Source organism: Kistimonas scapharcae (genome assembly GCF_039540975.1).
Taxonomy (GTDB): domain Bacteria; phylum Pseudomonadota; class Gammaproteobacteria; order Pseudomonadales; family Endozoicomonadaceae; genus Kistimonas; species Kistimonas scapharcae.
The window spans coordinates 1-21,307 of record NZ_BAABFL010000434.1 but is presented as its reverse complement, the minus strand read 5'-3'; the positions used below and the strand labels follow the sequence as shown (position 1 = coordinate 21,307).

Genomic DNA, 21,307 nt, shown 5'->3' with positions numbered 1-21,307 from the left:
ATTTTGCCTGAAGAGCACAGGGGACGCTCTCTTCATTCAATTTAGCCTTACTTCTTCAGATCGTTAAGCGGGAGTTAAGGTATGGATATTAGCAGTTTCACTGATCACTGAGAGTCGATAAAATTACCGGTTAACTCACGTCTGGTGAGCGCAGACACTTTCAGGGGTTAAGCATGCGTGTTCATGAAATAAAACATCCGCTGGTACAGCACAAACTGGGTCTGATGCGGGTCGAAGGGATCAGCACCAAGGGCTTCAGAACGCTGGCCAGCGAGGTCGGCACCCTGCTGACCTATGAGGCGACCAAGGATCTGGCGCTGGAAGATCACACCATCAACGGTTGGGCCGGTGACGTCACGGTACAGCGCCTCAAGGGTAAGAAGATTACCATCGTCCCGATCTTGCGTGCCGGTTTGGGCATGCTGGATGGCGTGATGGAACTGATTCCCAGTGCCCGGATCAGTGTGGTCGGTCTCTACCGTGATGAAGAGACGCTGGAGCCGGTGCCCTATTTCCAGAAACTGGCCAAAAACATGGATGAGCGTATGGCGCTGGTGGTTGATCCGATGCTGGCGACCGGTGGTTCCATGCTGGCAACCATCGATATGCTCAAGGCGGCAGGTTGTCAGAATATTCGGGTACTCGTGCTGGTGGCTGCACCGGAAGGCCTGAAAAAAGTGACTGATGCCCATCCGGATGTTGAGATCTTCACGGCCTCTATTGATGAAGGTCTGAACGACAAAGGTTACATCATGCCGGGTCTGGGCGATGCCGGTGACAAGATTTTCGGAACCACCTGATCATCGTTAGAGCACAAGGGCGCTGCTGACAGCGGCAGTGCCTGACAATCCTTATAAAAACGACAACGATCCATTAGAGAGTATTTATGACACACGGGACACCGAGTGGCGGATCGCCGGTGCGGATCGCGCTGGCTGGCGGCCAGATGTTATTTGTCGCCTTTGGGGCACTGGTGCTGGTGCCAGTGTTGACGGGACTCGATCCCAGTGTTGCGCTTTTCACCGCCGGTATCGGCACCCTGATCTTTCAGTTCTGCACGGGCAGACAGATCCCCATCTTTCTTGCTTCCTCCTTTGCTTTCATTGCGCCGATTATTTATGGCGTAGAAACCTGGGGTGTACCGGCCACGATGGGTGGTTTGATGGTCGCCGGCGCTTTTTACATGATGCTGAGCCTGATGGTGCGCCTGTGGGGGACGGGGTTCCTTTACCGCCTGTTCCCGCCTGTGGTTGTGGGACCTGTGATCATGGTGATCGGTTTGATCCTGGCGCCGGCTGCGGTGAATATGGCGCTGGGAAAGACCGGGGATGGTGGGATGCAGTTAATTGCCCGTGACAAGGCCATTATTGTTTCTGCGGTTTCGTTGATTTCGACACTGCTGGTGGCAACCCTGGCCAAGGGGATTTTCAAGCTTATTCCGATCATGTTCGGCGTATTGTCAGGTTGTCTTGCAGCCTGGATCGTAGGAGTGACGGATTTCTCGGCTGTGGGAGATGTCGGGTGGTTTCATGTGCCGGCCTTCACCCTGCCGGAATGGAACTGGAGTGCGGTGCTGTTCATGGTGCCAGTGGCTATTGCCCCGGCCATTGAGCATATCGGCGATATGCTGGCCATCAGTTCGGTGACCGGCAAAGACTACCTCAAAAAACCGGGCCTGCACCGGACGCTGCTGGGGGACGGTCTCGCAACCTCGACGGCGGCACTCTTTGGCGGACCACCGAATACCACCTATTCCGAGGTGACCGGTGCGGTCATGCTGACGAAAGCCTTTAATCCAGCCATCATGACCTGGTCTGCGGTGTTTGCCATCTTGCTGGCGTTTGTGGCGAAACTTGGTGCTGTGCTGCAATCCATCCCCTTACCGGTCATGGGCGGAATTATGATGCTGTTGTTTGGCTCTATCGCGGTGGTGGGGCTTAACACGTTGATCAAGGCGCAGGTGGATTTGAGTCAACCCAGAAACCTGGCGATTGTCGCTCTGGTGCTGGTGAGTGGTATTGGCAACCTGAGCCTTACCCTGGGCAGTGTGCAGCTGTCGGGCGTGGGATTGTGTGCGGTGATTGCCATTGTATTGAACCTGGTGCTTCCCCGTGGAGAGCCTGATGGCTACCCATCTTCGGAGAATCAGGCCACGACAAAGTAACGGGTTATTACAGTGCTGGATAGCGGGGTAGGGTTGTTGCTGCCCCTTTATCCGGCAGTATGGTGCTCTTCCGTCCAATCCAGGTCGAGATGGCCGATCTCATTCCGAATGGTTTTCATGGCGGTATCACGGCTTTCGACACAGGGCAGGTAGTGCCCCAGGCCACTGATATCCAGCAACCCCCTGATACGTCGGTTGGCATTGCAAAGGACGATCTTGCCGTTGGGCGGCAGCTCCAGAAACAGATCGTATAACACCGCCAGACCATCACTGTTGATGGACTTCAGCTGGGTGCAATCCAGAACAAAACGGGAATAACCGTCCCGGGTCAGGGCGTTCAGGCTGTTATGAAGAAAATCGGCGTTATCCGGCTGGACAATGCCATCAAGCGTGATAACCACGATGTCCTGGTACTCTTCCAGTGCTAACTCCAATGACATCTCCCTTACCTCCCTGTAATACCACAAAAAAGCTGTGTACATCCTTACTATGCAGACAAGGATACCGGGAAAAAGTTCGCATGACAGTTAGACCATGGTCTTTTTGACCATGGTCTAAGAAGGGTTTTTAGATAGAAAAGGGGTCGGCTCAGGTTAGTGGGCCGGCCCCTTGGCACAGGGCATGTGCAATTCGATTACTGGCGGGGCTTTTTGGCCTCGCTTTCCAGCTGCATGCCGATGATGGCCAGTTTCAGCAGCTTCACCGGGCTTTTGGTGAACAGGGCGTCAATCAGGCGCTGGAACAGGGTAAATTTCTTTTGGGTATAAGGGTACCAGTTAGGTTCCAGCTTATCGCTCTGCTTGTCAATCAGGATCGCCTTTGAGCGAGTGAAGGCGAGAAGGCCTTCAGCACCTTTGGCCCGCCCGAATCCGCTGCTGCGGGTGCCACCGAAGGGCAGGGCCGGATTGCCTTCCGTGAGCATGACATTGTTGATGGATACGGCGCCGCAGACCAGAGCGCGGGCGACCCGGTCAGCCCGGTCCAGATCCTTGCTCCAGACGCTGGCGGATAGGCCAAACTCACTCTGGTTGGAGGTTTCAATAACCTCTTTTTCTGTCGAAAAACGGAATACGGGCAAGGTGGGGCCAAAGGTTTCCTCGCTGGCGAGGAGCATATCATCGGTTACATCCGTGATCAGGGTAGGCAGGTAAAACTTGCCCTGATCGCCGGTTACCATGCCGCCAGTAAGGATGGTAGCGCCTTTGCTGCGTGCATCCTCGACATGGCGCTTGATGATGTCTAACTGAAAGTCAGCCGTAATGGCGCCTATATCAGCATCGCCTTTATCGCCGGCATTCACGACCAGTGCATCGAACTGGGCTTTGAGTTCAGTGACAAATTCGTCATAAATACTGTCATGCACATAAAGCCGTTCCACGGAGGTGCAGGATTGACCGGCATTGGTCAGTGCGCCCCAGACCGCACCGGCCGTGGTGCGCTTGATATTGACGTCTTCAAAGACAATCATCTGATCCTTGCCACCCAATTCCACGTCAACGGGAATCAGCATGTCAGCCGCCTGTTTCAACAGCTTGCGGCCAGTTGCGCAGGAACCTGTGAAGAATATCTTGTCGGGGCGTGCGGCCACCAGACGTTGTGCGGTTACACCGGTGCCATAAACCACTTTTACGCTGTTTCTGATCAACGGAGATGCTTCAAGAATCTCTTCCAGCAGCCCTTGCATGGGAGTCAATTCTGATGGTTTGAATACCACACTGTTGCCGGCGATGAACGCGCTCATCATGAAGGTCATGGCAATGTGGAAGGGGTAGTTCCAGGGGGCAATCACCAGTACAGTGCCGAGGCTTTCATGATAAACGCGGGACTTCTTTCCCATCAGGGTGATCGGCGTGTGAACTGTCTGATCCTTCAGGATTTTCGGGGCGTTATCGATATTCCATTCCAGGTTGTCCAGTACGCCGAGGATTTCAGACACGACCGCATCGGTCAGGGTTTTGCCGGTTTCTTCACAAATGCGTGCAGCGATGTGATCACGGTTCTGCAGGACATAATCGAGCACCTTATGCACTTCATGGCAGCGCTCGGCCACTGTGTATTTGCGCAGGTCCTGGTGGGCGCTGCGACAGGCGGCAAAGAGTGCGTTTACCTGTTCTTCAGACGTTTCCTGCAGGTTATAGAGTGGACTTTCGGTGATGGCGTCATTGACGTTGATAGCTACGGCCTGGTTCATGGGGATTCCCTTGTTCTTTTATCGCTGTTTATTCGGTCATCGTTGAATTTGCGGTTAGGTGTCTGGCGCGCAATGGACTTGGTAATCCATCACGGAATAGACGCCGCTGACAGGTTTGTAGACGTTGCCTTTGCCGGAATAGTAAAGACTGAAAACAATGCCCCGTAATCCGAATTCCAGCAGCTTGAGTTGGCTGCCCAGAACTTTCGGGAGTCGCTCCCCATAACCCAGCAGGGTCAGGAACCCCTTCAGCAGTGGTATGGGAAGAGTGCCCAGCAGTGACAGCACCATTTTCAGGTCCTTGATATCCTGCGGATGAGAAGGTGCAAGCACGGTATCGATATGGGACAGGCAACCCGTTTCAGAGAAGGCCGGGAAATCACCATTGCGAGGCAGCAGGATGTCGCCAATGCGCTCAACGGCTGTCAGCTGGCGTTGGTTCAGGACTCTGGATGTGGCGTAGGTCATACAACCTCCTGCAGTCGGGGAGCGGCAACCGATTGTGTGGCTTCCTGGGTAATGGAGCGCTCACCAAAATCATTAAGGATACATTTTGCGGCGCGATGGCTCTGGGCCATGATGGTCAGTGACGGGTTGATACCCGGCGCCATGGGGTAGATGGCGCCATCTGCAATCAACAGGTTTTCAAACCCGTGAACTTGAAACTGCTCATTCACCACGGAGTCCGCAGCGTGCTGCCCGATGCTGCAGCCGCCCATCAGGTGAAGGGCGATCACAAGCGGGGACTCCATGACTTCCCTGGCGCCAACCGCTGCAAAAATATCCCGGATTTGCTGCAGGCCGGCTTCGGCACGTTGTTTGTCGACATCATCCAGTGTCTTGTCGATCACCAGTCGGCCATTACGACTGTGGCGGAGGGTGCCTGGCACTTCATCGCGTACGGCCACTTCAATACAGGCCATGCGACGGTATTGCTGCATAAAGTTCTGGTGTTGCTCTCCGAAACCTGCCTTGAGCAGGGAAACAGCTATGGGGCCGGCAAAGACATTTTCCAGTTTAAAGCCTTGTGCGCGGAAACGGGAATCATCAGACTTAAGGGATTGGAAAGCGCCTTTGTGAGAATCGACAATCTCATCCATCAGGGCAATTGACATGAACTGTGGATGGCAGTGGAAACCCTGTCCCAGTGCGGGGAGTTGATCACTGAAGCCGGAGCGTAGCAGAAGATCGGTGGAGCCAAGGGCGCCAGCAGCCATAATGCATTTGCGCGAATAGAGCGTTTGACGGTTGTTCTGTCTTTCGCCATGTACGGCGACATGACTTTTACCGTGCACGACCTGATGGACCTGAAACTGGTCTAGCAGCGTCAGCCCTTCTTTTAATGCCTTGGGAATGAAAGAGACCGCCATGCTTTGCTTGGATTCCCTGGGACAGCCGCCCAGGCAGACAATGCAGTCGTTACGGTCATTCTGGCAGTTATGCTGGCCGCGGCGGAGCGGTGCGCGTTTCAGGCCGAGTTTGTCAAAACCTTCTGCGTAAAGTTTGGCGTTGCCGTTCCAGTCGGATGCCTGAATGGTTTCCAGTGAAAGTTGCTGTTCGATGGCGCTGTAATGGCGATCCATGGTGTCGCGCTGGTAAAAGTCGACACCGGACTTGTGGCGGAAATCGTCGAGGGCAATGTCATCAAACCGATCCAGCAGGCAGTTGTTGATAATGGTGCCGCCACCAACGACCTTGCCCCGCAGTAACACCATGCCGGCATCGCGGGTGGAATCCATGCCGCCGTTCCACATCAGGTTGGCATTGGCTTCCAGTTCATTATCGGGCCAGGTGTCGGCCTGCCAGGATTTACCGGCTTCGACCAGGCACACACGGGCGCCTGCCTTGCTGAGATAATAAGCCAGAACACTGCCTGACGCGCCCGAGCCGATAACGATAAAGTCGTAGAATTTGCCCATGGACTGACCCTGTTTCAGGAGCTGTATTGTTGTTATATGGAACTATGGTACTTCTTGGGCGCCTGAATACGCAACCATAAGGCTGACACTACAACCAGGGTTGCCCGGATTGTGGAAAGATCGTGTGCAGGATTGATTCACTAACGGATGCCCGGATAGGTAGCGCAGGACATCTCTATTGTCAGGCAAAAGGCAGGCATAGATGGTGTCACCCACCCGGCCTGCTGTGGCAGTTGCATAGATTATTCCTGCGTGGTGCTGAATGTTTCAATGTAGTCCATCAGGATATCGATGTTGTCCTGGGAATAGACCAGTCCGGAGGTGTCAGGTGCGTAGAACCAGTTTTCTGCCTCAAAGCTCAGGGACGGACTTTCACCGGTCAGCCAGCTGCGATAGTCATCGAAGTACTGATACGCCTGGTTGATGTTCACTTTTTCCAGTGGCCACTGCCAGCCGCCAGGGACGACCAGTCCAAACGGGTAGCCATTGCTGTCAATCATGCCGTCGTCGGGATTGACAGCCGCAAGATCAATATCACTATTTGTGTTGTTAACGTGCATGTAGACGCGGTAGCTACCCTCATGAATGCTGCCGCGCTCTGACAGCAGGTTGGCAGTGCTGTCTGCCATGGTGATTTCGATATCGGTTTTCAGCTTCGGGTATGTGATGGATTGCCAGTCATAAACATTCGCATAGCCATCCAGCGTTGACCGGGTATTGTGGAATATGGGGATATCATCATCGATATCGTAGTATTTGGTGCTGACGTTATTGTTCTCAAGATTGGTATAGGTGACCTTGATGCTGGCGTCCCCTTGATAGAGGGGATCGGTCTCGGTCGTAATATTGGTGTTGTTCATGTCAATTACACCATCAAGATCCAGCCAGATGGAGTGATTGTAACCGGCGCCCCGGGCAAGCGGGACAAAGCTCATGGCAATGGTGTCGAGTCCGCCGTTGGCGTCGTAGGATTCCGTTGCATTGAAGGCCATGACGAAATCATTGTAGTCCGCGTCACCCGGATTCGGGTAGAGATCCTCAAAGGCCATGAAGGCCCAGGTGTCTTCTTCATTGATGGGCATGGATTGTGCGCTTTCCCCGCACCCACTGCTGCCGCCAATCAGTGGGGACAACGTGATTTGCAGTTGGCCGTTATAGGAGCCGGCTTTTTGAGAAGAGATATTGTTCAACTGCGCCAGCACCTTAACCTGATGATCGCTGTTATGTGTCTCTCCTTCTTGTGTCGAGACCTGCCCAAGGTTGTCATCAATAAAGTAATAGGTGCGGATGGTATCAGAACCATTTGTTAACTGGTTTCCGGTGACAGTGATCCGCACGCCGCCATTGCTGTCGACATGGAAAGTATCATTACCTTCGTAGCTGGTTCCGGCGGCACCGTCTGCCCCAGTGGTGGATAGATGAATATTATCCAGGTTACTAATTGCACCATAGAGTCCAACACTCATACAAACTGTAGCGCTATCAGAGATACTATTACCATTGGATACATCCCCGAATCGTTCGCTGAAACACAGGGGGGAGATAATGAGTGCGGTCATTAATCCGGCAACTTTCTTTAAGCAACTCACCGTTCAGCAACCTTGTGGTTTCCCTGAAGAGGGGTGGTTTGACTATTCAATAAATTGTCATGCTGTGATGGTTCACTTTGATTGAGGGACACATGTTTGAAGACGTTTGTTTTGTTAACTGTGATGCTGTGTTTGATGGTTTTTAATTGTTCATTCTCAATGAATGTGTAACCTGTTATTAAAATGTATTCCGGATTGTCAGGTTGTGTTTTAAAAGAGCCTAAATGAATGTTTTTTAATGCTTCTGAAGTGATTTGTTGATATGAAACTGCTTCACTCGTTGGAATGTTCGTCGGTGAGGAAGACATTTTTTGATCAATGGATGAGTGGCCGATGATCATGCGATGACCATTTGAGGCCTGAATTGTGATGAGGCACAGAGATAGAATGCTAAGAGATGTTGTTATATTCATTCCCGTTTCTCCCTCTCTTTACCCATTGAGCAGCCGTGGCCGGATCATGATCAAGATCTCGGTTTCATACGTCCGGTCAGTACTTTGCTTGAACAGGTCGCCAACGATTGGCAAATCTGCTGCGCCTGAAACGCCACTGTCCTTGCTATGTGTTTTCTTTTGCAGTAATCCGCCGATGATCAGGGCGTTACCATTACCGACATAAACACTGCTGGTGATGGAGTGGCCCACCAGACGTGGCATATCCTTGTCATGCACAAGGTCACTGACCGAGGCATTCTTGATATTCATCTGAATAACGTTATTGCTGGATACATGGGGCGTGATGATCAACTGCACCCCGTAGGACAACTCTTGTTGTTTACCATTGGTCTGTTTCATCTGGGGCAGACCATACAGTGTCTGCATGGAGTTGAAGGCCGCTTCATGGCCATCAAGGGTCACAATCGAGGGCATGGTCTTGATTTGAGCCTCGCCACTGCGGCTCAGCAGTGAAATCGCGTCGATGAATTGTGGCACCTTGAAGGCCGGCAATTGCACACTCTCATTAAAGAAGGAGGCATCGACCAGGTACTGCTTGCTGGCGGCTGCGGCGAAATCCTTGGCGCCATGCCAGTCAATGCCAAGAATATCCAGTGCGTCTTTGGCCACTTCAATAACAGTGAGTTCAAGCACTACCTGATCGGGTGCCCGGTCGAAGAGAAACAGGTCGTCCTTCAAGCGGGACTGGATGCTGCGGGGTGCCACAATGGTCAGGGTGCCCTTGTTGATATTGGGCTGAACATACTGCCGGTAGAGGGGTGGCAGCATGGTGATGATTTCCTCCGGTGTGATAAACACGGGACGGAAAACACAGGTCTCTGACAATCTTGAAAAGGACGGTGCGCCAGGTTCACGGATGCCGACGAAGATATAGTCGTCATACACCCGGTAATCATAGTCGCCGACCGACAATAGGCTGTCCAGGGCGGTTGCCAGGGGCGTGTCATCAAGCTGTATGGAGACCAGTCCTTCGACATAGTCATCCATGATGATGGAGGTTTCTGTCTGGGCGCTGACTTCTACCAGTAGTTCTCGCAGGTCGCCTTCCTCGATTTCAAGGTTGACGGTTTTGTCCGTGAGCAGATCCTGGTCAGCGGTGGTGTTGTTACAATGAAATTCACCGTGAATCTGTTCCAGGTCGGCACGGGTCGGCTGCCATTGGCCGCTCAGTGAGGCTTTCAGTTCCTGCAGGGCCTCGCGTCCGGCCTGATAGTCGTCCGATCCAGGGCGGGTTGTGGCGCATCCGCTCTGGAGCAGGATGGCAAGCAGGGCAATCATCATCCTGTTCATGATACTTCTCCTTATCTGCGCTCCGTTCCGGATGTCCCTGGTTCACTCTTGCTCAGCCTCTGGGTTCGCGGCTTTCTTTCGGATGATCTGGCGAATGGAATCATCGTACTTAAGCCTGACTTTGTAAGTCGGTTGTGTTTTGTCGCTGAAACGGTTCCTGACCTTGAATTCGTAATCGCCTTCATCCAGTTCCCGGGAGATGAATCCGAATACCTTGACGTTGGAGCCGGGGAAAACCCGGGAAGCCGGATCCTGGCGTTGCCAGGCAGATTCGGTCATCAGGCGTACCCGTTCGACCAGTTTGCGGTCCTGGTCGCGGATCTGGACTTCACTTTGCAGAAACCCCTCATGCTGGGAGAGGTTGGCAAAATCCCCCATCAGCATCAGGCGGTCGTTCAGCTTGACCAGTTCCAGCTGCTGGAAATCCGTTTTCACACGGGGACGGCGTTTGTTGTCTTCAACGGTAATGTTCAGGATGACGGCATAACGGACATTAATACTGATGCCCTGTTGGCTGGCGTTCTCTTTTAATTCCTCCACCATGACAGCGACCAGGTGATTACCAGGACTTCTGGGGGGAATCTTGATTTTGCCGGGCACCTGAATGCTGGCGTCTTTTTTAATGGTGTATTCGTCTTTTTCCAGCCTGACCCAAGCGGCCTTGCTTTGATTATTATCATTCAGGGTTTCAATAAAACCCATGTGGCCAGTATTTTGCTGTTTCATATCGTAAACTGATAACCGGACTTTCTTGGCTTTTTCTTTACCGCTGATGGTGAATTCAAACGGGACGGTGTCGCTGGATTCCGATTTTAATTCAATGATCAATGGGGAAACGGCAATGCCGGATGCCATGACTGACAGGCTGAATAGCAGTGTAATTAATAGCGTATATAATTTGATCATTTTTTTAATCCTTATTTTTAATATTTGATGATTCGACGGCGCTGATTAAAAACTCCTGATCAAATCGTGGGTTAAAAAGACATGGGGCAGGCCCCATGTAAAAAAGGCAGATCCTTTACAGTTGGGCCTTAATTCATACCGGGCATGTCGTTATTGCGGTCTGGCATGCCCGGTATGCAGTGTATTAAATACCACTGACAGTTAAGGTAATCGTACCTGAATAGGAACCTGCCTTTTGCGCCGAAATGTTGCCAAGTGTGGCGTCGGCAGAGACAGTGTGATTCGCGTTGTGCACGGAATCAGCCGTTGTATCAAACGTTAATCCGCTGTCATCCAGTGCATAGGCGGTTGAAATGGAATCTGAACCGTTGCTCAGATCGCTGCCACTGAGCGTTACCCGCACCTGACCATTACTTTCCAGGTTGTAGGTGTCACTGCCTGAATAAATCGAACCAGCCGCTCCATCGGAAGAAACGGGATTCAATACAAAATCATCCAGGTTAGTGATTGAGGCGAACAGTGCGACATCCATTGATACGGTGGCTGATTCGCTGTCGAGTTCTGCCATTGCGCTTGTGCTGGCCAGAGCCATTGCCATTGCTATCAGTGTCTTTTTCATGGTACTGCTCCTTGCTGATTACAGCGTAATACTTCGTTTACTGACTGAATGTTGGGACGCATTATTCATCGTTATTAAGTGAGGCGTATTGCGTTCCAATTTCCCTACGCCCGTATTAATCACTATAGCGAGGCCGTGGGGATTGTCATTTGGCCGGGTTTTGGCGGTGTATCATGTGACGTATCAGCTGTTACATCGGGCTGAAAACGTAACATTTGTTACACGCAGGAAGGGAAAAAAGGCGGGTTTAAGCGTAAAACGGCTGTATTTCCGGTTTTTTTATTGGAATAGGATTATTGTGACAAACAGCCGGTCGCGGTAGTCAGTACAGGCTGTATGCAGTGGAATGATGGCCGGCAGCCGAATCAAGCTAAAGGCGGGCGCACTTATGTTGGTATAGCCGCCATGCTATGGTAGACGTGAGGCTGAATAATCATCGGATGTAATCAACAAGAACGAATAAAGACTGCCTGAAAGGGCAGGATGTCAGGAATCGTGAAATGGCATTACGTACCAGTCTGGGCGTCAAACTCAGCAGTGTCATCCTGGTGATGATGGTGTCCAGCTCCATCCTGTTCACATTGTTTGTGGTACTGGACAGTAACCGCCATGCCAGGGCGGAGTTGACGGCTAATGCCCGCGCACTGGCCCAGATTCTCACCATTACCGTATCAGATCATCTCTACAGGGAAGACTACCCGCGCATTGAAGAGCATCTTCGGAAAATCGTGGAGCTCTATGACCAGATTCAGAAGGCCGAGATACGGCTGCCGGACGAGCGGGTGATAGGGTATGCCCGTGAGCCTCTCATACACGATGAACCACTCTTTGAGCATCAGGAACCGGTACTGGCCCGCAGTGGCGAGGTGATGGGGCATGTCCGGGTTGCCTTACAGAATCCCGGGGACTCTACATGGCTTCAGTCTCATGTGCCTGAGCTGGTCGCTGTCTCGTTGCTTCAGGCGGTGTGTGTGTCGCTGGTGCTGCTCATTTGTATCCGGCGCCTGGTGGTGACACCCTTGCGTCAGCTGGCCGGGCAGGCGGAACGGATCGGTGAAGGTGAGCTGTCGGAGTCCGTCAGGATGGAACGCCAGGATGAGATCGGCCTTCTGTCAGGCATCATGGAAGGCATGCGCTGTAATCTCAATGACCTGTATAACAAAATCCTCATGCAGTATTCGGAACTGGATCGCCGGGTCGATGAACGAACGGCGGAACTTCAGGAGAAAAACCGTGAGCTGGAAGAAACCCGAAGCCAGCTGATCCAGTCTGAAAAAATGGCCACGATTGGTGTGCTCGCTGCGGGGGTGGCCCATGAGATCAATAATCCCGTGGGCTATATCAGTTCAAACCTCAAGTCGCTGGAGGAGTACGTGGATGCCATGGACGATATCATCCGGGCTTATGAGGCTAAGGAGCCCGCACTGGCAGAGACCGGCAGCCTGCAAGAGATGACAGCCCTGAAAGCCCGGCATGACCTGGACTATATTCGTGACGACCTGCCGGATTTGCTGGAGGCCTGTAAGGAGGGGGTGTTTCGTATCGGTGAAACGGTCAGTGAGCTGATGGCCTTTTCCCGTCAGAACCAGCATCGTTGGCAGGAAGCGGATGTGCAGGCCTGCCTGGACAGCACGCTCAACCTGATTCGATCCGAAATTCATCACCTTGAAAAGGATTTTCAGCCCCTGCCCAGGATCCGCTGTATTCCCTCCCAATTAAACCAGGTCTTCCTTAACCTGCTGATCAATGCCATTCATGCCTCCGGGGACAATGGCAGGATATACCTCCGGACGCACCGGGTCGGGGACTGGGTTGAGGTGAGCATTCGTGATACCGGTGAGGGGATCGCGCCGGAGATCAGGGACAAGGTCTTTGAGCCCTTTTTTACGACCAAGGCGGTGGGGGCCGGAACGGGGCTGGGACTGGCGGTGTCCTATGACATTATTCAGAAACACCATGGTGAGATGCTGGTGGATCCGGATTATACCGATGGCTGTGGTTTCATCATTCGCCTTCCGGTGAATGGCTCCGGAGGGGTGTGACCCTTACTCATCGTCTCGGGAACCATCCAGCTTGTGCTGTTTCATCAGGCGGTACAGCGTCATGCGGCTGATGCCCAGTTGGCGGGCTGTCTGGGCTTTTTTGAACTGGTTGTGTTCCAGTACCCGCAGGAGTTCCTCCCTGTCCAGGTCTGCGGGACGGCGCATCACGGTGGCAGGCGCCGGGGATTCATTATTCTTTTTGACGGATACCGGTACGATGTCACTGGGCAGGGCCGAGGTGCTCAGGGTGAGATGGCCGGCCGGTGTCGATGAGCTGATATAGGCGCAGATATTTTGCAGTTCGCGGACATTGCCCGGCCAGGGGTACTGGCGGATCCAGGTTCGCAGGGTATCGCTCAATTGCCATTGTTCCGGGGTGCAGGCATGCAGACTGTAGTGACAGAGAAAATGCCGGAACAGCTGTTCGCAATCATCATGTCTTTCCCGCAGGGGCGGAATTGTCAGTGGCACCACATTGAGTCGATAGAACAGATCCTCACGAAATGCTCCCGCGCTGACGGCTTGTCGGAGTGGATGGGCGCTGGCGGAAACAATCCGGCCGTTGAAAGGGCGGCTGCCGATATCGCCCAGTGGGGTATAGTGCCTGTCCTGCAGAACACGGAGTAACTTGGCCTGTACGCCTTGAGGCAGGTCGTTGACCTCATCAAGGAATAAAGTGCCGTGGCAGACCTGGGCCAGGATGCCGGATTTATCTGATTCAGCCCCGGGGTACGCACCTTTCCGGTGACCAAAAAGCTGGGATTCCGCCATGTCTTCTGTCAGGTTGGCGCAGTTAATGGCTATAAACGGTCCGCTGTGATGGGAGGACTGGGTATGGATGGCTCTGGCGAGCAGTTCCTTGCCGGTACCGGTTTCTCCATAGATATAAATGGCGCTTTCAGTGGTGGCGGCCTGCCGGGTTTGCTCGAACAGTGCTTCCATGCAGGCGGCGCTGGTGAGTATGTCGGAAAATCCATTGTCGCCTGTTGCTGCGGTGTCAGTCGCCAGGGGGGGATGCTCTTTCAAAAGGCTGTTGATGCACTCAATCAGCGCCTGATTGGTAATCGGCTTGCTGAGAAAACGGTGGATATCCCCTTTGTTGAAACTGTCTACGACATCGGCGAAATCGGTGTAGGCAGATAAAAGAATTCGCTTGCCGGGATGCCCCTGCCGGCGGAGGTATTCGAAGATATCCGTACCCTTGAATTCGGGCATGCGCTGGTCGCAAATCAGAAGATCAAAGGAAAGGTCATCCAGTTCATCCAGGGACTCTACCCCCTGCAGCATCATCGGGCTATGGGGGGTATGACGTTTGATGACACGGTTAAGTGCCCTCAGGTTTTCCATTTCATCGTCAATCAGCAGGATATTCATTGAAGGTTTGTTATGTCATGCTGAACAGAATGTTTTTTTGAGTATAGGGTATATAGTAGGGGCGCAATTTTTTGAGGTGGCGGGGAGGCACTTCCCCCTTTTTCTTTATGGCTCTGAAGGATGGGGCGTGTGATTGAACGATGGTCGTTAAATAACAATAACAGCAGGTATATAAATTTTGGTATTCCTGCTAATCATAAAATGATTGATTCGTGCAAAATAGATAAATAGTCGAATGGCATGGCAAGGAGGTGAACAAAAATGGCTTCTCTGTATGAGCGTCTAGGGGGGGATAAGGCCATTCTTCTGGCTGTTTCCGTATTCTACGATAAAGTCGCCGATGACCCGGTGATAGGGCATTATTTCTCTGCGCTGGATATGGATAAGCTGGCACGTAAGCAGGCGGCCTTCATGAGTACGGCGTTTGGCGGCCCACTGGATGATGATGTACGTGGATTGCGTGAGGCGCATGCCGGTCTCGGTATCACTGATGAGGAGTTTGACATTGTTGTCCGATACCTTTCCGAAACCCTGACGGAGATAGGGGTAGAGGATGCCTTGAAAAACGAAGTCATGGGCATTGTATCAACAACCCGATCGGATGTGGTGGAGATTCAAGCCTCGGAGGGAGCAAGCAGTGATGGCGCTTGAGTCGCGGGATTTCGACTATGTCATCATTCATGGTCAGTGTGAGATGACCTATGATGAGTTCAATCAGCTTTCCCTGCGCGAGCGATGTAAAATCGTTCTCAATGAGAAAGTGGAATTCCTGTGTGATGGCGATAGAGTGACTTCCCGTAAAGCGTTGGGGGATACTGTGTCAAATCTGAAATCACAGGCTAAGCAGTCCCCTGAGAAGTAGTATTGACGGGTAAGTGTCTCAAAGCGAGAGGGGTGAGTATGGATGCCCGCTTCATCAGTTTTCTGTTGACTCAATGAAGTCAAGCAACGTTGCAATGTTTTCTTCCGGATACACCAGCCCTGATGTATCCGGTGAGCTGAACCAGTTCTGGGCTTCAAACCCTGGTGTGCCGGCAGGGTCGCTCAACCAGGCGCGGTAATCATCAAAGTGCTGATAGGCCTGGTCGATATGTACCCGTTCCAGGGGCCATTGCCAGCCGCCGGGTACCACCAGGCCAAAGGGAAACCCATTGCTGTCAATCATACCGTCCTCGGCATTGACGGCGGCAAGGTCGATATCCTCGTTGGTGTTATTGACATGCATGTAGACGCGATAGCTGCTTTCATCCGGCAGCCCGCGCTCCAGTAACGTGTTCACGGAATCCGCCAGGGTGATTTCTATATCGGTCTTCCATTTCGGGAAGCTAATAGGCGCATAGCTGTCAACATTGGCAAAACCGTCGAGGGCGGCTCGGGTGCTATGGAAGATCGGAATGTCGTCGTCTTTATCGAAATACTGGCTGTGGATGGTGCCGTTTTCCAGGTCGGTGTATGACACTTTAACAATGGCGTCGCCCTGATAAAGGGGAGCCGTTTCCGTGGTGATATGGGTGTGGCCCCTGTCAATGATGCCATCGAGATCCAACCAGATGGAATGGTTGTAGTCTGTCCCCCGGGCCAGCGGTGCAAAACTCAGGTTGATGGTATCGAGGCCGCCGTCGGCATCGTAGGATTCCGTGGCATGGAAAGCCATCACGAAGTCGTTATAGTCGGCATCACCGGGATTTGGGTAGAGATCTTCAAAGGCCATGAAAGCCCACTGTTCATTCTCATCCAAAGGTAATGACGTCTGGCTTTCCCCGCAGCCGCTATTGCCGCCCAGCAAGGGGGATACTGTAACAGTGACTTCGGTGGTGTAGGTGCCGGACTGTTGGGATGAGATGTTATTGAGCTGGGCTACAGCCTTGATCTGGTGGTTGCCGTCGTGGGCAAGGTCGGCCGGTGTGGTTGTGCCGCCAAGCTGGTTGTCGATGAAATAGTAGGTTCGGATGGTATCCCGGCCATTACTCAGGGACTCGCCGGTGACTATTATCCGGACGCCGCTGTTGGACTGAACATGAAAGGTGTCAGTGCCCTCGTAGCTGGCGCCGGCAGCACCGTCACTGCCCAGTGGTGTCAGTGTCATGTCATCCAGACCGGAGACGCTGGCGTAGGTGCCGACGCTCATACAGACGACGGCGTCATCTGAGAGCTCGCTATCCAGGTTGCCAAACCGTTCAGCCAGCGCAGTGGCAGTCACTGTTAGTGTGCTGACAGCTATAAAGGTGTGCTTGATTGTCATGGTTTGGTATCCGGTAACTGTCAGCTTTTCAGGATTCTGGGCCTGATCATGATCAGTACCTCGGTTTCATAGCTGCGTGTGTTGCGTTGCTGGAACAGTCCTTCCATAAACGAGAGTTCCCCGGCGCCGGAGACGCCTTTTACTTTTCGCTGATTTTTCTTCTGTAGCAGGCCTCCAATAACCAGGGCGCTGCCGTTGCCAACGTACACACTGCTGCTGATGGAGTGTCCGACCAGCCGGGGATGATCCTGGTCATAGACAAGGTCGCTGACCGAGGCATTGTTGATCTCCATCTGGATCAGGTCACTGTTTGAAATATGGGGAGTGATGGCCATCTGCACCCCGTAAGCCAGTTCCCGCTGCTTGCCATTCTGGTTCTGTAGTTGTTTAAGACCAAAGATTGTCTGCATGGAATTGAACTGTGCCTGGCGTCCATCCTGGGTCACAATCGATGGCATGGTCTTGATGTGGGCATCGCCGTTCTGGCTCAGCAGGGAAATGGCATCCAGGAAATGGCCGACCCGGTAAGCGGGCAGTTGCACGCTGGCATTAAAAAAGGAGGCATCCAGCAGGTACTGTTTGCTGGCAGCCGCGGCAAAGTTCTTGGCGGAATTCCAGTCAATCCCAAGGATGTCCAGGGCGTCCCGGGATACTTCAATCACGCTCAGTTCAAGGACGACCTGTTCCGGCGCACGGTCAAACAGATAAATATCCTGTTTTAACCGGTTTTGAATACTGTTCGGGGCGACAATGGTCAGGGTGCCCTTGCCGCTGTTGGGCTGGACATACTGGCGATAAAGCGGTGGCAGCATCACCAGGATTTCCTCGGGGCTGACGAATACCGGTCGATAGGTGCAGGTGCTGGCCAGCCGGGAAAACGAGGGGGAACTCGGTTCGCGGATGCCGACGAAAATATGGTTCCGGTAGAGGCGATAATCGAAATCGCCAATGGCCAGCACGGTGTCCAGTGCATGCCCCAGGTCGACATCATCCAGCTGGAGGGTGATCAGCCCTTCCACGTAGTCATCCATAACCACGGTGACCTCGGTCTGTGCGCTGATTTCAGCCAGTACTTCACGCAGCTCACCGTCTTCAATTTCAAGGGAAACGGTTTTTCCCTTGGTCAGGTTGCGGTGGTCGGGTTGCCAGGTACACGCATACTTGCCGCGGACTTTTGTCAGGTCGGCATTGCCTGCCTGCCATTCGTCGGCCATTGATGCCTTAAGCGCCTGCAGGGATGCCATTCGCTGCTCATAATCCGGATGACTGATGCTTTTGGTTGTTGTGCACCCGCTGAGGAAAAACATCAGGGATAGACCTGTCAGTAGTCTGTGCATGGCTTTCCCTCCTCCAGGTCAACGAGGCACCGTGGTCGTTTACTGCTCAGGATTCCGCGGCCGTTGCGCGAATGATCTGGCGGATAGAGTCGTTGTAATCCAGCTGGACCTTGTAGGTTGGCTGGGAGCGGTCCGAGAAACGGTTACGCACCTTGAACTCGTAAGTCCCTTCTGACAGGTCGCTGCCAACAAATCCGAAAACCTTGACCCGCGATTCGGGAAAAACCCGGGAGGCAGGATCCTGACGCTGCCAGGCGGATTCCGTCATCAGGCGAACCTTCTCAACCAGCTTGCGGTTGTTATCGCGAATATGCACTTCGCTGAGGAGAAAACCGTCTTTATTGGACAGGTTGGTGAAATCACCCACCACCATGAGCCGGTCATCGACCCGCACCAGCTCCAGCGCCTTGAATTCAGTCTTGATCCGGGGACGACTCTTTTTGCTGGTGGCATTGATGTTGAGGATAACGGCATAGCGAACGTTCAGGTTGATGCCGTTTTTCCGGTCACCTTCCTTGACCTCTTCAACCATGACGGCGGCGAGATGGTTACCGTTGCTTTTCCTGGGGAGTTTGACTTCACCGCGAACGGTCTGGTTGCTGTCTTTACGAATTTCCAGCGTGGATTTTTCAAGCGTAATCCAGTTGATTTTTGACAGCTTGTCATCGGCATTGGCTTCAATAAAACCCATGTGGCCGGTTTCCATCTGTGCCAGGTCGTAAACGGATAATCGGACCTTTGCACGATCCTTGCCCGCAATATTGAACTCAAAAGGAACCGTTTCGTTAGCCGTGGCGCTCAGGTCAATCAGCAGCGGAGAGACGGCAATATCGGCAGCCTGCACGGATAAGCTAACCAGTAAGCCTGTCACGAATGCCCATAGTGTTTTCATGCTTGTTTTTTCCTTCCGGTGCATACGGCAGTGGTTGGCATGATGTCAGGTTGGGATGTATAGCCCGGGATTAATCCCGGGCTCTCGACGTTAAATCGCGCTGACGGTGAGTGTGATATCCCCGGAGTAGGCGCCGGCCTTCTGTGCGGAGATGTCGCCCAGGGTGGCAACCGCTGCTACCGAATGGCTCTGGTTATGGACACTGTCAGCGGTGGTGTCGTAGGTCATGCCGCTGCCGTCCAGTGAGTAGCTGGTGGATACTGTGTCGGAACCGTTGCTCAGGTCGCTGCCGGTCATGGTGACCCGAACCTGCCCGTTGGATTCCAGATTGTAGGTATCGCTGCCGGAGTAGGTGGAACCGGCGGCGCCGTCAGTGCTGTCGGCGGTGAGGGTGAAATCATCCAGGCCGGTCAGCGACGCATAGAGTGCGACGTCCATGGAAACGGTGGCAGAGTCGCTATCCAGGTCAGCTGCAAATACCGGTGAAGCGGTCAGGGCAAGGCTGAGGGCGATAAGGGATTTTTTCATGGCAGTTTTTCCTTTTGGGTTGGTAATCACAGCGAATGTCTTATGTCTCCGCTGCCTGACCTGGTTATAGCGAGCGCTGTGCCAACTTTTTATCTTTTTGATAAATAAGGAAAAAACTGGATTTTTTGTGTTGAGGTACAACAGTGTACATGTCACATGGTACGTAACAGCTGTCACAAATGAGACGCTGAAGCAGGATTCAGCGTCCTGCCTGCCAGGGAGACGTGGTAGCACGGTGGCTGAAGTGATGGTGTTTTCACGCATTGGGCTAAAGCGTCGGGAATAACTGGGAATCCATGATTGCCTGAAAAGTCACACTGTCCTTGGTGTCAGTGGCGATCGAAAGCGTTGCCACTCAGGTACGGGTTATCGTTCGGTGCCCAACGTATTTTGCGTAATGTCACAGATTAGCCCGATCTCGTTGGGCCAGTTGATCAATGCAATCCCGTTTATGGAGGGGTAGGGAGATATGTCGCGCTCTACCCGGATGAGTGACCATGGGCAGGGTATATCAGGCATCGTCAAGAACAGGATCTTTGATCCGTTTTATAGCACTAAATTGGACGCCGCCTCCCATGCTAAGGAAGGTTCAGGCGGTCATTTCGGTATCAATTTCCATCTGCTGTAAGAGACGGTAAAGAGTCATGCGGCTGATGCCCAACTGGCGAGCAGTTTGCGCCTTATTACCGTTGTTGCGCTGCAATACCGCCAGTAATTCATCCCGCGTGATGTCAGCAGGTCGGCGGCAGCCTATGGAGGCTTGCCTGTTGGCGGCAATTCTTTGATCACCCATAAGAATGTCTTCGGGAAGCATGGTTTTGTCGATCGATAGCTGGTGAGCCGGGATGCAGGAACTGACAAAGGCGCAGACATTCTGCAGTTCCCGGATATTGCCGGGCCACGGGTAGCTGTTGATCCAGTCCGTCAGCGCCTGGCTGAGCAGCCATTCCCGAGGCTTGCGCTGCTGTGCGCTGTAGTGGCTCAGGAAGTGACGAAAGAGGAGTGGTTTGTCGTGGTGGCGCTCCCTCAGGGGGGGGAGTTTCAGGGGTATCACATTCAAGCGGTAAAACAGGTCTTCCCGAAATTGGCCCTCAGCGACCGCCTGTCGCAGTGGTGTCGCCGCTGCAGAAATCACCCGGGTATCAAAGGTTTGCGACTGGGTTGAGCCCAGGGGTTGGAATGTTTGCTCCTGCAACGCCCTGAGTAGTTTGCTCTGTACCCTTGGGGATAAATCCACGACTTCGTCCAGGAACAGGGTGCCTTTGTCTGCCTGGGAAAGGAAGCCGGGCTGGTCTTTTGTTGCACCGGTGAAAGAGCCTTTTGTGTGTCCAAATAGCTGGGATTCAGCCAGGTCGTCGGTCAGGTTTGCGCAGTTGAGAGCGATAAAGGGGCCATCCTTTCTCGGGGATAATTGGTGGATGGCGTTGGCCAGTAACTCTTTTCCCGTGCCGGTTTCACCGTTGATGTAGACACTGCTTTCTGTTGGGGCGACACACTGAATGCGCTCAAACAGGGCTTCCATGGCGGGGTCTTCAGTCAATATGTTCAGGAATGGGGTGTTGTCCGTGTGCTCGCTAATAGGGTGTTGCTGATGCGTTGTGGCGAGTTGCTGGATGGTGTCGAGCAGGGTGGCATTGGCTACCGGTTTGCTCAGAAAGCGATCAATATCCCCGTTATTACCTTAACTCCCGCTTAACGATCTGAAGAAGTAAGGCTAAATTGAATGAAGAGAGCGTCCCCTGTGCTCTTCAGGCAAAAT

The 21,307-nt window shown here is 53.0% G+C and carries 21 protein-coding genes; 6 read left to right on the top strand and 15 right to left on the bottom strand.

Features of this window, described 5'->3' with window-relative positions; translation table 11 throughout:
- The first annotated feature begins 173 nt into the window (after positions 1-173).
- Positions 174-800 (top strand): uracil phosphoribosyltransferase, encoded by a 627-nt coding sequence (gene upp, locus ABD892_RS17905; protein WP_345197352.1) that lies wholly within the window; start codon positions 174-176, stop codon positions 798-800.
- Positions 801-886: 86 nt separating this feature from the next.
- Complete coding sequence (locus ABD892_RS17900; RefSeq protein ID WP_345197350.1) at positions 887-2,164, top strand: uracil-xanthine permease family protein; 1,278 nt, start codon at positions 887-889, stop codon at positions 2,162-2,164.
- A gap of 47 nt (positions 2,165-2,211) precedes the next feature.
- On the opposite strand, the gene ABD892_RS17895 is transcribed toward ABD892_RS17900, so the two are convergent.
- The 9 genes from ABD892_RS17895 to ABD892_RS17855 form a co-directional block, all read right to left on the bottom strand.
- Positions 2,212-2,604, bottom strand: coding sequence for an anti-sigma factor antagonist (locus tag ABD892_RS17895; RefSeq protein WP_345197349.1), 393 nt, complete (start codon positions 2,602-2,604; stop codon positions 2,212-2,214).
- 194 nt (positions 2,605-2,798) lie between these two features.
- Entirely contained in the window at positions 2,799-4,355 is a 1,557-nt protein-coding gene (locus tag ABD892_RS17890; protein WP_345197348.1) for an aldehyde dehydrogenase family protein, read from the bottom strand.
- 54 nt (positions 4,356-4,409) lie between these two features.
- Complete coding sequence (locus tag ABD892_RS17885) at positions 4,410-4,823, bottom strand: hypothetical protein (protein WP_345197347.1); 414 nt, start codon at positions 4,821-4,823, stop codon at positions 4,410-4,412.
- A complete protein-coding gene (locus ABD892_RS17880) occupies positions 4,820-6,274 on the bottom strand; it encodes a GMC family oxidoreductase N-terminal domain-containing protein (protein ID WP_345197345.1) in 1,455 nt (484 codons plus the stop codon). The genes ABD892_RS17885 and ABD892_RS17880 overlap by 4 nt, the downstream gene beginning before the upstream one ends.
- Positions 6,275-6,516: 242 nt before the next feature.
- Positions 6,517-7,833 (bottom strand): LruC domain-containing protein, encoded by a 1,317-nt coding sequence (locus ABD892_RS17875; protein ID WP_345197344.1) that lies wholly within the window; start codon positions 7,831-7,833, stop codon positions 6,517-6,519.
- Between the two features lie 26 nt (positions 7,834-7,859).
- Positions 7,860-8,276 carry a hypothetical protein gene (locus ABD892_RS17870; protein WP_345197342.1) on the bottom strand — a complete coding sequence of 139 codons (417 nt, stop codon included), beginning with the start codon at positions 8,274-8,276 and terminating at the stop codon, positions 7,860-7,862.
- 18 nt (positions 8,277-8,294) lie between these two features.
- Positions 8,295-9,608 (bottom strand): type II secretion system protein GspD, encoded by a 1,314-nt coding sequence (locus ABD892_RS17865; RefSeq protein WP_345197341.1) that lies wholly within the window; start codon positions 9,606-9,608, stop codon positions 8,295-8,297.
- Between the two features lie 42 nt (positions 9,609-9,650).
- The gene (locus ABD892_RS17860; protein WP_345197339.1) at positions 9,651-10,514 is read right to left on the bottom strand and encodes a hypothetical protein; all 864 of its coding nucleotides are present in this window, start codon (positions 10,512-10,514) and stop codon (positions 9,651-9,653) included.
- A 184-nt stretch (positions 10,515-10,698) separates the two neighbouring features.
- Positions 10,699-11,133: a hypothetical protein gene (locus ABD892_RS17855; RefSeq protein WP_345197338.1), complete on the bottom strand. Its 435-nt coding sequence runs from the start codon at positions 11,131-11,133 to the stop codon at positions 10,699-10,701.
- 500 nt (positions 11,134-11,633) lie between these two features.
- On the opposite strand from ABD892_RS17855, the gene ABD892_RS17850 reads away from it, so the two are divergent.
- The gene (locus tag ABD892_RS17850; protein ID WP_345197336.1) at positions 11,634-13,175 is read left to right on the top strand and encodes a sensor histidine kinase; all 1,542 of its coding nucleotides are present in this window, start codon (positions 11,634-11,636) and stop codon (positions 13,173-13,175) included.
- Positions 13,176-13,178: 3 nt separating this feature from the next.
- Here the strand turns inward: ABD892_RS17850 and ABD892_RS17845 are convergent, their stop codons facing one another.
- Complete coding sequence (locus ABD892_RS17845; RefSeq protein ID WP_345197335.1) at positions 13,179-14,549, bottom strand: sigma-54-dependent transcriptional regulator; 1,371 nt, start codon at positions 14,547-14,549, stop codon at positions 13,179-13,181.
- A 261-nt stretch (positions 14,550-14,810) separates the two neighbouring features.
- Between ABD892_RS17845 and ABD892_RS17840 the strand changes: the two genes are divergently transcribed.
- Complete coding sequence (locus ABD892_RS17840; RefSeq protein WP_345197334.1) at positions 14,811-15,200, top strand: group I truncated hemoglobin; 390 nt, start codon at positions 14,811-14,813, stop codon at positions 15,198-15,200.
- Positions 15,190-15,411: a hypothetical protein gene (locus ABD892_RS17835; RefSeq protein WP_345197333.1), complete on the top strand. Its 222-nt coding sequence runs from the start codon at positions 15,190-15,192 to the stop codon at positions 15,409-15,411. The genes ABD892_RS17840 and ABD892_RS17835 overlap by 11 nt, the downstream gene beginning before the upstream one ends.
- Before the next feature lie 54 nt (positions 15,412-15,465).
- Here the strand turns inward: ABD892_RS17835 and ABD892_RS17830 are convergent, their stop codons facing one another.
- The 5 genes from ABD892_RS17830 to ABD892_RS17810 all read right to left on the bottom strand — a co-directional run bounded on the left by ABD892_RS17830 (position 15,466) and on the right by ABD892_RS17810 (position 21,088).
- Positions 15,466-16,791 carry an LruC domain-containing protein gene (locus ABD892_RS17830; RefSeq protein ID WP_345197332.1) on the bottom strand — a complete coding sequence of 442 codons (1,326 nt, stop codon included), beginning with the start codon at positions 16,789-16,791 and terminating at the stop codon, positions 15,466-15,468.
- Positions 16,792-16,811: 20 nt separating this feature from the next.
- Positions 16,812-18,128, bottom strand: a complete 1,317-nt coding sequence (locus tag ABD892_RS17825; RefSeq protein ID WP_345197331.1) for a type II secretion system protein GspD — start codon at positions 18,126-18,128, stop codon at positions 16,812-16,814.
- A gap of 46 nt (positions 18,129-18,174) precedes the next feature.
- Entirely contained in the window at positions 18,175-19,020 is an 846-nt protein-coding gene (locus ABD892_RS17820) for a hypothetical protein (protein ID WP_345197330.1), read from the bottom strand.
- Positions 19,021-19,110: 90 nt separating this feature from the next.
- On the bottom strand, positions 19,111-19,548 hold the full coding sequence (locus ABD892_RS17815; RefSeq protein WP_345197329.1) for a hypothetical protein: 438 nt from the start codon (positions 19,546-19,548) through the stop codon (positions 19,111-19,113).
- Positions 19,549-20,137: 589 nt separating this feature from the next.
- Entirely contained in the window at positions 20,138-21,088 is a 951-nt protein-coding gene (locus ABD892_RS17810) for a sigma-54 interaction domain-containing protein (RefSeq protein WP_345197327.1), read from the bottom strand.
- Positions 21,089-21,115: 27 nt separating this feature from the next.
- Here ABD892_RS17810 and ABD892_RS17805 point away from each other — a divergent pair, with 27 nt between their 5' ends.
- Positions 21,116-21,244: a hypothetical protein gene (locus ABD892_RS17805; protein WP_345197326.1), complete on the top strand. Its 129-nt coding sequence runs from the start codon at positions 21,116-21,118 to the stop codon at positions 21,242-21,244.
- Positions 21,245-21,307: the final 63 nt, after the last annotated feature.